The organism is Rhizobium sp. 0TCS1.26, from assembly GCF_050455525.1.
Classification (GTDB): Bacteria; Pseudomonadota; Alphaproteobacteria; order Rhizobiales; family Rhizobiaceae; genus Neorhizobium.
Map to the genome: position 1 here is coordinate 971,158 of NZ_JBCIYV010000002.1, position 13,143 is coordinate 984,300.

Consider the following 13,143-nt stretch of genomic DNA (forward strand, 5'->3'; position numbering starts at 1 on the left):
CAAGCAGCAGGTTTTCTCGGCAGCGCAGGCGGCGGTGGCCTCCACCGCTGCGCCTGGTCCCGCCTCAGCGGATGGTGCGGGCTTTCGGGGCGTTTGCCGCAACCGCGTCCGGCGCCAGCTCGACACGGTTTCGGCCGTTGCGCTTGGCTACGTAAAGTGCGCCATCGGCCGCACTCAGCATGCTCTCGAAATCCTGACGGCCCTGGGAGGCGTAGGCGATCCCGACGCTGACGGTGGCGCGGATGCTGTTGGTCTCCGACAGCGTCTCGCGCTCGGCAAAATTGCGGCGGATGCGCTCGGCCAGCCATTCGGCATAGCCGGGGGCAGCGGTGCGCAGTACGGCGGCGAATTCCTCGCCTCCGAGACGGGCGGCCGTGGAGATGCCGACGGCATCCTTCAATTCGGCTGCAAGAACCCGGATCACCTCGTCGCCGGCGGCGTGGCCGTACTCATCATTGATCGACTTGAACCGGTCGATGTCGAGCACCATCACCGCCATCTCGCGGGTGAAGGTCTGCTTCTCGTGCAGTTCGAAAAGCGCCCGCCGGTTGAACAGGCCCGTCAGCGAATCGGTCTGCGCCTCGCGACGGTGAAATTCGGTCAGCCGCGCCTGATGGACAAGCAGCGACATGGCGCCGACACCGGTCATGCCGCCGATGCTGACGGCGATGTTGAGGTTTTCCGCCCAGTTGTCCGGCGCATGGCCGAGGACCCAGCTGCCATCGGCAACCAGCACGCCGCCGCACAGGACGAAGGACACGCCGGTCATGGCATAAAGGAGTGCCATCCCGACCAGCGGACCGACGGCCTCGGCGCGCGCATCCCAGTACTGCCAGGCGGTGCAAAACAGCAGGAACGCCGCCCATGCGTTGAGACTGATGAAGCCCAGCCCGTCATAACCGCCGAGCAAGGGAGCCGTGGTGAAGGCAATGGCGATAGTCGACCAGGCGACTGCACGACGCAGCGGCGGCTCGTTACGGCAGAACTGAACCGCGGCGGCAAAGATGGTGGCAAATCCGGTCAGCATCAGGCTGGTGCACACCGCGCCGATCACCGGGCGCGGGTATTCGGTGTAATAGGTATAGGAGAATATGCCGGGAACGATGAAGCCGAGACCGCAGGCCCAGGTAAGCAGGAACCCGTCGCGCCGCCGTGCCAGCCAGGTGCCGGTCAGGGTCACCAGCAGGCAGATCGCGGAGACCCCCAGCGAGATCAGCAGTGTTCGATAATCGAGTATCATGCCCGCCCCCGGACCGAATCCGCATGGCCCTGCCGTGGAATCTAGCTTGCAATCCTGTAGGATCGGTTACCTGTTCCAAAGATAATGGGCCGTTCGACGGACACGATCAGCGCACCGCCCAGGTCAGCGGGAACATCGGATCGAAGACGGTGATCGCTCCCGCATCCGTGTCGATCTTCTCAGGGAAGGTGATCGGTTCGGCACGCTTCTCGAGGACGATGGTCTCCTCGTTCGCCGGAAGGCCGTACCAGGCAGGACCGTTCAGCGAGGTGAAGGCTTCCAGACGTTCCAGCGCGCCCTCCTCCTCGAACACATGCGCAAGGCAGCTCATGGTGTTAATCGAGGTGTAGATGCCAGCGCAGCCGCAGGCGCATTCCTTCAGCGGATCCACATGCGGCGCCGAGTCGGTGCCGAGGAAGAAGCGCTTGTCGCCGGACGTCGCGGCCTTGCGCAGTGCCTGGCGGTGATGCTCGCGCTTGGCGACCGGCAGGCAGTAGTAATGGGGACGGATGCCGCCGACCAGGATCGCATTGCGGTTGATGATCAGGTGGTGGGTGGTGATCGAGCCGGCGAGGTTTCTGTCCGCGCCAAGAATGTAATCGATACCATCCTTGGTCGTCACATGTTCCATGGTGATCTTCAGCTCCGGCAGGCGGCGGCGGATGACGTCGAGCTTCTCGTCGATGAACACGGCCTCGCGGTCGAAGATATCGACCTCCGGCGTCGTGACCTCGCCGTGGACGCAGAGCGGCAGGCCGATCTTCGCCATCCGCTCCAGAACCGGCATCGCCTTGTCGAGATCGCGCACGCCACCGTGCGAGTTGGTGGTGGCGCCGGCCGGATAGAGCTTGACGGCCGTGATCAGGCCGCTGGTCTTCCCCTCCTCCACGTCATCCGGATCCGTGTGCTCGGTCAGATAAAGGGTCATCAGCGGCTCGAAACGATCGCCGGCCGGCACCGCCGCCATGATCCTTTCGCGATAGGACCTCGCATCTGCGGTCGTGACGACCGGCGGAACTAGGTTCGGCATGATGATGGCGCGGGCGAAATGACGGGTCGTGTCGCCGATCACGCCGGAGAGAACAGCACCGTCGCGCAGGTGCAGGTGCCAATCGTCGGGGCGGCGAATGCGAAGCGTGTTCATGTCAAGCTGTTCCGATGGTTGGATCTTTTCCCTCGCATAGCACCACCGAAGGAAATCCGACAACCGCAGTCGCGGCGATTTTTGGCGCGCCGAGGCCTATTCGCAAGCAGGGCCGCCCGGATCATCAAGTCGTGAAGATGAAGGCGCTGAGGAACCGTGTGCGGTTTCCTGCGTTCGTTAAACAAATCTAAAGATAAAACGCTGGAGAGAAGAATGAGACTGCGTTCTTCACAGATCAAGACTTTTGCCTTTGTGTGTGCAGGCACCGTTGTTTCGATGGGTGCCGTGCCCGTGTCCCCGAACGCCCGCGAGCCCGTGCAGATGGTGCTTGCTGCAGAAATGCAGGATCAGTGCGATCGGATGGCGGGCAGCCCCTACGATCAGAACCGTAACCCGGCCTATACCCCGGTGTCCATCGCCGAAATCGGCACGGAAGCCGTAACTGCCTGCCGCATTGCCTTCGAGGCGACCGGCAACCCGCGTTACGCCTTCCAGCTCGGTCGCGCTCTGAACAAGACCGAGAAGGCCAACGAGGCGATGACGGCTTACGAATCCGCCGTCAAAGCCGATTATTCGGCCGCCAAGGTCAACCTCGGCATGCTTCTGGGTCGCCTTGGCGATACGGAAACCGAATTCAAGATGTACAGCGAAGCCGCCAACACCGGCAACACGCTGGCCGCCTACAATCTCGGCGTCGCCTATCGTGACGGTCTCGGCGTCGAGCCGGATCCGAAGCAGTCGCTGCACTGGTTCGAAGCAGCCGCTGCCGCTGGTGACGATACCGCCGCCTTCAACCTCGGCGCCATCTATGACGAAGGCGTGATGGTACCGGAAGACAACCAGATGGCCATCGCCTGGTACGACGTGGCTGCCAAGCGCGGCAACAAGGACGCGATGATCAATCTCGGCATCATGTATGAGGCTGGCGAAGGCATCAAGGCAAACCCCGAAGCCGCCGTCGAACTCTACGCTCAGGCCGCCAATCTCGGCGACAAGTTCGGCGCCGAGAAGCTGAAGGAACTGGCTGACAAGGGCGTAACCCCTGCCCCGGCTCCGGAGGTATCGTCCGCCAGCGGCCTCGATATGCTGGTCCTCGGCCCGGGCGACGTCGAAGCACCTTCGACCTTGCGCGAGATCTAAGCCGCCTGATATTACCGATCGAGGGAACCTGCCGCAGCAGGCTCCCTCAGCCGGAAATGTCGCCGGCGGACGGGCCCCAGACGTCGGTCATGGCGAAACCGCCCGCCAGCGGATCGAACGGATCGAGCGCCACCGTCTGCTGCCCAAAGGTGAAGCCCCGGCCGCTGATGGTCGGGATGACCGCCGGCCGGCCGGCGATCTCCGTCACCGTCGCAAGACCCACCTGAAATTCCGAACCGATGATCGACCGGGACGTGAATACGTCGCCGGTCTTTACGCGTCCGCGCGCATGAAGTGTGGCGAGATTGGCGGAGTTGCCGGTGCCGCAGGGTGAACGGTCGGCGCGGCCGGGCCACATGGTGGTGCAGGTGCGCACGGCGCCATCCGGATCGCGATCGCGGAACATTACATAGGCGACGCCCGACACTGCCGGGATCTCCGGATGGACAACCGGGAACGCCGCATTGACGGCCGCCTTCAGTTCCATGCCAGCCGCCACCAGTGCGGCAGCATTGTGCTTTTCGATCGTCAGGCCGATCTGACCGACATCGACGAGCGCGTAGAAGACACCGCCATAGGCGAGGTCGAGTGTGATCCTGCCCCAGCGCGTGTCGAGCTTCACATCGAGTTCGTGAACGAAGGACGGCACCATGGTGAGTTCGACGCGCTCGCATCGTCCGTCGCGGCAGGTCGCCTTCGCCTTCACCAGCCCGGCTGCTGTTTCCAGCGTAACGATGGTTTCCGGCTCGTGCATTTCGACCATGCCGGATTCGAGCAAGGCCGTCGTGACGCAGATCGAATTCGACCCCGAGCTTGCATGCGCCTGGTCCGGCTGCAGGATGATGAAGGCGGCATCCGCGTCAGGATGGCTTGGCGGCACCAGAAGATTGACCGAACCGATGGGATTTCCGCGCGGCTCGAGGCAGAGGAAACGGCGCAGTTCCTGACCCTTCGGATCGCTGTTCAGCCAAGCAAGCTTGTCGGCAGTCGTTGCGCCCGGAATCTTCGGCACGCCACCGATTGCCACCTTGCCGATCTCGCCCTCGGCATGGACGTCCAGCAACTGCATCGTCCGCTTCCATCTCATGCCACTTGCACCTTTCGTCATTCCGCCGTGATGTGCGGACCTTATTGCGCAGCAGCAACGAAGGGAATCGGCCTTTTTCCTATTCGGAGCAAAATCTCGGCAGGCGAACCTTAAGCGTTTGCATTTTCCCGGCGCCTGCCGCATCAGGAAAGCTTACGAGGAACGAGTGATGCTCGCCATTTTCGAAGAAGCGGCGCTCGCCGCCGGCCGGATCATCCTGGAAATCTACGCGCGCGGCTGTCCTGTTGAGACAAAGGCCGACATGACGCCTGTCACCGAAGCCGACGTGGAGGCGGAGGCAGCGATCCTGCGCATCGTCTCGACGAAGCTGCCGGGCATCCCGGTGATCGCCGAGGAACAGGTTGCAGCCGGCATCGAGACCGACATCTCCGGCGGCCGGTTCCTGCTCATCGATCCGCTGGACGGCACCCGCGAATTCATCAGCCGAAACGGCGAGTTTACCGTCAACATCGCGCTCATCGAAAACGGGGTGCCAGTGGCCGGCATCGTCTACGCGCCGGTCCTGAAGGTGGCCTATTGCGGCGGACCGGACGGGGCTATGAAGCTCATCCTCGACGACGATCAGACAGTGCTGCAGCGTCTGCCGATCACCGTGCGCAGCGCGCTTCAGCCGCCGGTGGCGGTTGCCAGCCGATCCCATCAGGATCAGGATACGGCGGCCTTCCTTCAAAAGCTTGCGCCGGGCGGCTGCCGGCACATCGGTTCGTCGCTGAAATTCGGGCTGCTGGCCGAAGGCGTAGCCGACGCCTATCCCCGCTACAGCCGGACGATGGAGTGGGACACGGCGGCCGGCGATGCCGTGCTGCGGGCCGCCGGCGGCATGACGGAAACGGAAGATGGACAGCCGCTCCTCTATGGAAAGCGGGGCCAGCCGGGCATGGCTGATTTCGCCAATCCGGCGTTCTTTGCCTGGGGCAAGCGGTAAGCTTTGCCTGCGGCAGGCGGCAAGTCTTCAGACCGCGACCGAATGGCGTGCGGCGCCCTCGCCGAAATAGCGGTCGAAGCGTGAGGCGAAGGTGCGCACGAAGGGCTGGCCTTCGGGCAGGATCTCGAACCGGTCGCCGTCAAAGCGGATGAAGCCATCCCGATCCTGTTGGTGGATCCGGGCGGCATCGATCCGCACGCCCTCCGCCGACCGGCCGTATCGCTGCGTCAGCGTCTCGAGGGAAAAGCCGTAGCTGCACATCAGCGCCTCGATTGCATCGCCCACCGCCCGATCGACGTCGGTCAGCGCAAATCCCTTGGCAATCGGCAGACGACCTTCGCGGACGCAGCGAATGTAGGCTCCGGTCGCCTGGATGTTCTGCGCATAGCCACCACCGATCCTGCCGATCGCCGAGGCGCCGAAGCCGATGAGGCTGGCAGCTCGATCGGCTGTGTAGCCCTGGAAGTTGCGGCGCACCGCGCGCTCTTCCAGGGCCTTCGCCAGGCTGTCCCCCGGCCTGGCGAAATGGTCGATGCCGACCGGCAGATAGCCCGCCTGCGTCAATTGCGCACCAATCTGCTGCAGCATGGCATACCGGGCCTCGACGCCGGCAAGCGCCCGCTCGTCGATCAGCGTCTGGTGCTTCTTCATCCACGGCACATGCGCATAGCCGAAGATGGCGAACCTGTCGGGCCGCATCGCCAGCGCCAGATCAAGCGTCCGCCGCAGGCTGTCGGTCGTCTGGTGCGGCAGGCCATAGACGACATCGAGATTGATGCCGCCGACGCCATATTCCCGTAGCAGTTCGACCACCTTCTTCGTCTGCTCGAAACTCTGCGGACGGTTGATCGCCGCCTGCACCGCCGGATCGAAATCCTGGACACCGACGCTTGCCCGCGTCATGCCGAAGTCGCGCCAGGCGGCGAGCTTGCCTTCATCCACGTAGCCGGGATCGATCTCGACGCTGATTTCCGCGGTCGACACGATATCGAAATGGCGATCGAGTGCCTGGCGCAGACGGAAGAGATCCGATGTCGAAAGGATCGTGGGGGAGCCGCCGCCGAAATGGATCGCACCGACGGACTTTCGCCCAGGAAGCTGCGCTGCGGTGAGCGCGATCTCATCCAGCAATGCATCGACATAGGCTGCCACCGGTTCGTAGCGCAGCGTCTGCTTGGTATGACAGCCGCAGTACCAGCAGAGCCGGTCGCAGAAAGGGATGTGGAGATAGAGAGAGAGCGGCTCGGGTCCCGTCTCTTGCGACAGCCATTGCGCGTATTCCCCCGAGCCGACACTGGCATGGAAGTGCGGCGCAGTCGGGTAGCTTGTGTAGCGCGGCACAGGCGCGGCGTAACGGCTGAGTAGGTCGGACATCGGGACTTCCTTTCGGAAAAAGCCCTATGACGCCGAGATCCGAGCGTCCTTGATCGTGATCAATTCCGCCTCCGCTGGCATCCGAGATCTGCCCAAACCCGAGGCACAAGGGCCTTGCGTCCGTATGTCCGCAGCTGAAAAATTGACCATCCGATAAATTTTCTATCGCCGAAACGGCTAACCCCTTGATTCCGCCGGTCCGCGCAGCTTGGCACGCCGATTGCGTTTCAACTGTCACAACAGGGGCAGGTGCCCGTACAGAGGGAGCATGAACATGGACATCGGCGTCTTCATCCCGATCGGCAACAATGGCTGGCTGCTTTCGGAAAACGCACCGCAGTACAAGCCGAGCTTCGCCCTGAACAAGGAAATCACCCTGAAGGCGGAGAGGTACGGCTTCGACTTCGCACTCTCGATGATCAAGCTGCGCGGCTTCGGCGGCAAGACCGAGTTCTGGGACTACAACCTTGAATCCTTCACGCTGATGGCCGGGCTGGCCGCGGTGACCTCGAAGATCAAGCTGTTCGCCACGGCCGCGACGCTGATCATGCCGCCGGCAATCGTTGCGCGCATGGCGACAACGATCGACTCCATCTCCGATGGTCGCTTCGGCATCAACCTGATCACCGGCTGGCAGCGGCCGGAATACAGCCAGATGGGCCTGTGGCCCGGCGACGACTATTTCTCCGACCGCTACGAATATTTGAGCGAATACGCCACGGTGCTGAAGGACCTGCTGACGACTGGCCAGTCTGACCTCAAGGGCAAGCATTTCCAGATGGACGATTGCCGGATGAAGCCGATCCCGGAGGGCGACGTGAAGCTGATCTGCGCCGGCTCGTCGAATGCCGGCATGGATTTCTCCGCCACCTTCGCCGACTACAGCTTCTGCTTCGGCGTCGGCGTCAATACGCCCAAAGCCTTTGCGCCAACCAACGAGCGGCTGATGGCGGCAACTGCCAAGACGGGCCGCAAGGTGCGCTCCTTTGTGCTGACCATGGTGATTGCCGAGGAGACTACCGAAGAGGCGTTTGCCAAGTGGGAGCATTACAAGGCCGGTGCCGACCAGGATGCCATCAAATGGCTTGGCCTGCAGAGCGCCGTCGACACCAAGTCCGGTGCCGACACCAATGTACGGCACATGGCCAACCCGGTATCGGCGGTCAACATCAACATGGGCACGCTGATCGGCTCCTATGCCGAGGTGGCCGCAATGCTGGATGAGATGAGCGAAGTTCCGGGCACCGGCGGCGTGATGCTGACCTTCGACGACTTTCTCGACGGCATCGAGAAGTTCGGCAAACATGTGCAGCCGCAGATGAAGAGCCGCCAGCACATCACGTCGATGCTGGAGGCAGCCGAATGAGCGCGCCTGTGGTCGCCGGCTACCAGGCCCGGCCGGAACTGTCGAAGAGCGTGACGCTGCCGGCGCGTCCCGAGCCGATCAGCCTGAAGCCTTCCGAGACGGCTGTCGTCGTCGTCGACATGCAGAACGCCTATTCCACCGAAGGCGGCTATGTGGATCTGGCCGGCTTCGACATTTCCGGCGCCAAGGGCACCATCGCCAATATCGGCAAGACCCTCGACGCGGCGCGGGCGGCCGGGGTGCTCGTTGTCTACTTCCAGAACGGCTGGGACAAGGACTATGTGGAGGCCGGCGGCCCCGGCTCGCCCAACTGGCACAAGTCGAACGCGCTAAAGACCATGCGGGCGCGGCCGGAGCTTCAGGGACAGCTTCTGGCCAAGGGCACCTGGGATTACGCAATCGTCGACGCGCTGCAGCCGCAGCCGGGCGATATCCTGGTGCCAAAGACCCGTTACTCGGGCTTCTTCAACACCAACATGGACAGCGTGCTGCGCGCCCGCGGCATCCGCAACCTGGTGTTCGTCGGCATCGCCACAAATGTCTGCGTCGAAAGCTCGCTGCGCGATGCCTTCCACCTCGAATATTTCGGCGTGATACTGGAGGATGCCACTCACCATCTGGGCCCTGACTTCATCCAGCAGGCGACGGTCTACAATGTCGAAAAGTTCTTCGGCTGGGTCTCGACCGTCAATGATTTCTGCGGGGTGATCCGTCAAGCTGCCCCTGCCGACAACGCGTCCGATGCCGCCGAATAAGCCATAGCCACAGGAGAGCTCACGCATGCCAAAAACCATCATCGTGCCTGAAGGCACGCAGAAGCCGATTGCTCCCTATTCGCCGGGGGCGCTGGCGGACGGTATTCTCTATGTTTCGGGAACCCTGCCGTTCGACAAGAACAACGACGTTGTGCATGTCGGCGATGCCGGGGCCCAGACGCGTCACGTGCTGGACGTCATCAAGTCGGTGATCGAGACCGCCGGCGGCACGATGGAAGACGTCACCATGAACCATATCTTCGTCACAGACTGGGCAAACTACCAGGCCGTGAACGCGGTCTATGCCGAATATTTCCCGGGCGACAAGCCGGCGCGCTACTGCGTTCAGTGCGGCCTCGTCAAACCGGACGCGCTGGTGGAGATCGCGACGGTCGCGCATATCGGCAAGAGGTAGGGGGGTCTGCCCCTCATCCGCCTGCCGGCACCGTCTCCCCCACGCGGGAGAAGGACTGAACGCGCAACCGCCCGTACCGACTGCTTCCCCGGCACCGGGGTAGACGTCCACTCTCCCCGTCTGCGCGGAGAGAGTGAGGGTGAGGGTCAGGAAAACTGCAACCGGAAACACCATGCATTACGACATCCACGGCCTCACCTCATCTGACGCGCCGACCATCCTGCTCTCGTCGGGCCTCGGCGGCTCGCGTGCCTACTGGACGCCACAGATAAGCGCGCTCGGCGAGGCGTTTCGCCTCATCACCTATGACCATCGCGGCTGCGGCAGGCCCGGTGGCGAGGTGCCGGAGCATGGCGGAATAGCCGCCATGGCCGACGACGTGCTGGAGATCGTCGAGAGGCTGCAACTCGGCCGTTTCCACTTCATCGGCCATGCATTGGGTGGGCTGATCGGCCTCGACATCGCGTTGCGCAGGCCGCAACTCATCGACAGGCTGGTTCTCGTCAATGCCTGGAGCAAGGCCGATCCGCATTCCGGCCGCTGCTTCGACACGCGCCTGGCGCTCCTCGACAATTCCGGCGTCGAGGCCTTCGTCAAGGCACAGCCGCTATTTCTCTATCCGGCCTGGTGGATGAGCGACAATGCCGAGCGCATGGCGCAGGATGATCTTCACGGCGTGTCTCATTTCCAGGGCGCCACCAACGTTAAGCGGCGGATCGCGGCGCTGCGCGCCTTCGATGTCGACGACCGGCTCGCCGAAATCGACGCGCCGACGCTGGTGGTTGCGACACGGGACGACTTGCTCGTGCCCTATACGCGCTCGGTGCGGCTGGCGGAGGGACTTCCCAATGCGGCCCTGTCGCTTTCGGAGAGTGGCGCGCATGCGGTCAACATCGTCCATCCCGAGGCCTTCAACCAGCGGGTGCTCGCCTTCCTGCAGGACGTCGGCGGCTAGCGGCCAGCGAAAATTTCGACCTTTTCCCTGATCCGTTCTCGGTGAATTGTGTAGACTGATCAGAACGATCGATCCGGAGACGATGCATGCCATCCAACACTGCCCCGCTGTCCACCGACGAGGACCACCGCCAGGCGTTCCGCAATGCCATGTCGCGTCTTGGTGCGGCCGTGACCATCGTCACCACAGACGGACCCGGCGGCAGGGCCGGCTTTGCCGCCACCGCCGTCTGCAGCGTCTCCGACAGCCCGCCGACGCTGCTCGTCTGCCTCAACCGTGGTTCGTCTGCGCATCTGCCGGTTACCCGCAACGGCGTCGTCTGCGTCAACGTGCTGGCGGCCGAGCACGAACCGCTCAGCCGGCTGTTCGGCGGCAAGACGCCGGTCGAGGAGCGATTCGCGGGCGCTGCGTGGGAAGAAACGGCCACCGGCTGCTACAGGCTGGAAGGAGCGCTGACCTCGTTTGACTGCCGGATCAGCTCGATTGCCGACGGCAGTACCCATGAGGTGCTGTTTTGCGAAGTCGAGGCGATCCACACACGCGACGGCGGCCAGGGGCTGATCTATTTCGACCGCGGCTATCGGACCGTTTAAGGCGGTCGATTTCATAGAAAGTACGTAAGCCAAGGCGCACTGTAGCCTAACCGTCGGCACAGCTGTGTGTGCACGGCAGCGGCTGGCTTTGGCGTAAAATATCGGGAAAAGCTTGCCGTCGGATCAGACGCATCGTCGCGGCCGCGCTCCGGCGCCGGCCTGCCATCCGCCGTGACAACGGCATCAGATCGTCTGAGATGAAGAAGAAGAGAGTGGCGCACCCGAAGAGATTCGAACTCCTGACCCCCAGATTCGTAGTCTGGTGCTCTATCCAGCTGAGCTACGGGTGCTTGCCTCACCGACTGTCCGTCGGCGTGTGGCGATCCTCTAAAGCCTTGCGCCGATGATTGCAAGCGGTTTTGGCCAAGGCATTGTCATTTTGCTGAAATATGCGCCCAACACGTTGACCCGAAACGATATTTTCAGGCGCGGGCGCGATAGTCCTCCAACGATACCGGCCGATCGGGGATCTCAACCCGAAACTGAGTGCCCGGCCCGGGCTTCTCCACGAGGGCGATGGTACCGCCGTGGGCAAGCACCAATTCACGGGCAATCGCCAGGCCAAGGCCGGTGCCGCCGGAACGCGCCGCACCACGAAACGCGGTGAACAGGTTCTCACGCGCCTTGCGCGGCATGCCGGGCCCGTTGTCGTCGATGGTGATCGCAACGACGCTGCCGACGCGCTGCGCGGCAATCGTCAGCCGCCGCGGCAGGTCGTCCTGCGGATCGGCATTGACAAGCGCCTGCACCGCATTGCGGCAGAGATTGTGGATGACCCGGAACAGCTGCTCAGGATCGGCATCGACCTCGAGCTCCACCGCGATCTGATCGACGAACTCGATGCCCGTATCCGGATCGAGCGCCAGGATCTCGCGCACGTCCTGGCAGAGCTCGGCAAGCGGCAGCCGGCGCCGGCGTGGCGCAGCCTCCGAGGCCTGGCCGTAGGCGAGGACCTCGTTGGTATAGCCAACCGCCCGGTCTATCGTCCGCAGAAGCTTTGGTGCGAAACTGCGCACCATCGGATCCTCGACATCGACAAGCCGGTCCGACATCAGCTGCGCCGACGCCAGGATGTTGCGCATGTCGTGGTTGATCTTGGAAACCGCCAGGCCGAGATCGGCAAGGTTCTTCTGCTGCTTCAGCGTCCGCTGCAGTTCAGTCTGCATGGCTGCCAGGTGGCGGCCGGCAACTTCCAGCTCGCCCTTCGCCCGCCCCGGCGTGAACACCCGCTCCGGATCCTCGGGCCGCTCCGAAAAGGCCTGCATGCCGTGCGCCAACCGGCGGATCGGGCCGATCATCATGCGGTTGATCGAAAAGTAGATAAGCACGGCGGTGACCAGCGAGATCAGCAACGAGATGCCGAACATCAGCTTGGAGAAGCCGATCATCGCCTTGCGCAGCGCGTCGTCGGTCATCACCAGCTCGATGATCATGTCCGTCTCGCCGATCGGGCCAAAAACGCGCATCATCCGCCCGCCGCCGAACACCAGCGTGTCCAGCGCGTGGCCCATGGAGCCGATGAAGGTCTCGTTGGCAAGATCGTACTGCTCGTCCACCTGCGGCGGAACGTCGATCGCCGCCAGCAGGCGCGAGGTTCCCTCCTTGCGCAGGGCCAGCACCTTGGTGCCGGTCGCCAGCAACGTATCATCCTGCACAGCGCGCGGCAGTTCGGCCGGCTGCAGCCCGTCGATCACGACGCCGGCCGCGGCCGCGGTATCCAGCCTGTCGCGCAGCCATGTCATCCGCATCACCGAGATCGACGGCACGAAGATCAGGACTTCGGCAAACATGACGAAGATCACCGTCAGCCACAGGAGACGGCCCGACAGCCCGTGAAAGCGCCGCGGCATCCGGTGGCCGGTCCGCTCGGCGCCCGCCGTTGCTGCGGCCCCTCCTCCGGTTGCCAGAGGGGCGGATGTCGCCGCCTCGTTGCTCATGCGGGTCTCCGTTCGCGTTCGGTGCAAATGTCGGCTATGCAGACGGGCCGACGTGATCGTGCGTTACATGATAACGACCCGGCCCGGCATTTTCCAGTCCCTCGCCGGACGGCCATGCCGCCTCGATACCGGATCGGCCGGCTCTGCTCATGCCCTCTCCTACGCAGCGGTGCTCGCCGCGGATCTGTGCC

12 protein-coding genes and 1 tRNA gene are annotated in these 13,143 nt (G+C 63.4%); 7 read left to right on the plus strand and 6 right to left on the minus strand.

What is annotated here, in order from left to right; genetic code table 11:
• Positions 1-64: 64 nt before the first annotated feature.
• Both AAIH46_RS11895 and pyrC read right to left on the minus strand, forming a co-directional pair.
• Positions 65-1,240, minus strand: a complete 1,176-nt coding sequence (locus AAIH46_RS11895; protein ID WP_430306068.1) for a diguanylate cyclase — start codon at positions 1,238-1,240, stop codon at positions 65-67.
• A 106-nt stretch (positions 1,241-1,346) separates the two neighbouring features.
• Complete coding sequence (gene pyrC / locus AAIH46_RS11900) at positions 1,347-2,384, minus strand: dihydroorotase (protein ID WP_430306069.1); 1,038 nt, start codon at positions 2,382-2,384, stop codon at positions 1,347-1,349.
• Between the two features lie 213 nt (positions 2,385-2,597).
• On the opposite strand from pyrC, the gene AAIH46_RS11905 reads away from it, so the two are divergent.
• Positions 2,598-3,524 (plus strand): tetratricopeptide repeat protein, encoded by a 927-nt coding sequence (locus AAIH46_RS11905; protein ID WP_430306070.1) that lies wholly within the window; start codon positions 2,598-2,600, stop codon positions 3,522-3,524.
• A 46-nt stretch (positions 3,525-3,570) separates the two neighbouring features.
• Here AAIH46_RS11905 and AAIH46_RS11910 read toward each other — a convergent pair whose 3' ends face one another.
• On the minus strand, positions 3,571-4,611 hold the full coding sequence (locus tag AAIH46_RS11910) for a proline racemase family protein (protein ID WP_430306071.1): 1,041 nt from the start codon (positions 4,609-4,611) through the stop codon (positions 3,571-3,573).
• Positions 4,612-4,780: 169 nt separating this feature from the next.
• Between AAIH46_RS11910 and cysQ the strand changes: the two genes are divergently transcribed.
• Positions 4,781-5,557, plus strand: a complete 777-nt coding sequence (gene cysQ / locus AAIH46_RS11915; protein WP_430306072.1) for a 3'(2'),5'-bisphosphate nucleotidase CysQ — start codon at positions 4,781-4,783, stop codon at positions 5,555-5,557.
• Positions 5,558-5,584: 27 nt separating this feature from the next.
• Here cysQ and hemN read toward each other — a convergent pair whose 3' ends face one another.
• Positions 5,585-6,931, minus strand: coding sequence for an oxygen-independent coproporphyrinogen III oxidase (gene hemN / locus AAIH46_RS11920; RefSeq protein ID WP_430306073.1), 1,347 nt, complete (start codon positions 6,929-6,931; stop codon positions 5,585-5,587).
• Between the two features lie 274 nt (positions 6,932-7,205).
• Between hemN and rutA the strand changes: the two genes are divergently transcribed.
• The 5 genes from rutA to AAIH46_RS11945 all read left to right on the plus strand — a co-directional run bounded on the left by rutA (position 7,206) and on the right by AAIH46_RS11945 (position 11,015).
• Positions 7,206-8,297, plus strand: coding sequence for a pyrimidine utilization protein A (rutA, locus tag AAIH46_RS11925; protein ID WP_430306553.1), 1,092 nt, complete (start codon positions 7,206-7,208; stop codon positions 8,295-8,297).
• Positions 8,294-9,052 (plus strand): pyrimidine utilization protein B, encoded by a 759-nt coding sequence (gene rutB, locus AAIH46_RS11930; RefSeq protein WP_430306074.1) that lies wholly within the window; start codon positions 8,294-8,296, stop codon positions 9,050-9,052. Before rutA ends, rutB begins: the two co-directional genes overlap by 4 nt.
• 25 nt (positions 9,053-9,077) lie before the next feature.
• Positions 9,078-9,467, plus strand: coding sequence for a pyrimidine utilization protein C (gene rutC, locus AAIH46_RS11935; RefSeq protein ID WP_430306075.1), 390 nt, complete (start codon positions 9,078-9,080; stop codon positions 9,465-9,467).
• 172 nt (positions 9,468-9,639) lie between these two features.
• Positions 9,640-10,422 carry a pyrimidine utilization protein D gene (rutD, locus tag AAIH46_RS11940; protein WP_430306076.1) on the plus strand — a complete coding sequence of 261 codons (783 nt, stop codon included), beginning with the start codon at positions 9,640-9,642 and terminating at the stop codon, positions 10,420-10,422.
• 86 nt (positions 10,423-10,508) lie between these two features.
• Entirely contained in the window at positions 10,509-11,015 is a 507-nt protein-coding gene (locus AAIH46_RS11945; protein WP_430306077.1) for a flavin reductase, read from the plus strand.
• Between the two features lie 213 nt (positions 11,016-11,228).
• On the opposite strand, the gene AAIH46_RS11950 is transcribed toward AAIH46_RS11945, so the two are convergent.
• Positions 11,229-11,305 (minus strand) — tRNA-Arg (locus AAIH46_RS11950).
• Between the two features lie 132 nt (positions 11,306-11,437).
• Entirely contained in the window at positions 11,438-12,865 is a 1,428-nt protein-coding gene (locus tag AAIH46_RS11955; RefSeq protein ID WP_430306554.1) for an ATP-binding protein, read from the minus strand.
• Between the last annotated feature and the right edge of the window lie 278 nt (positions 12,866-13,143).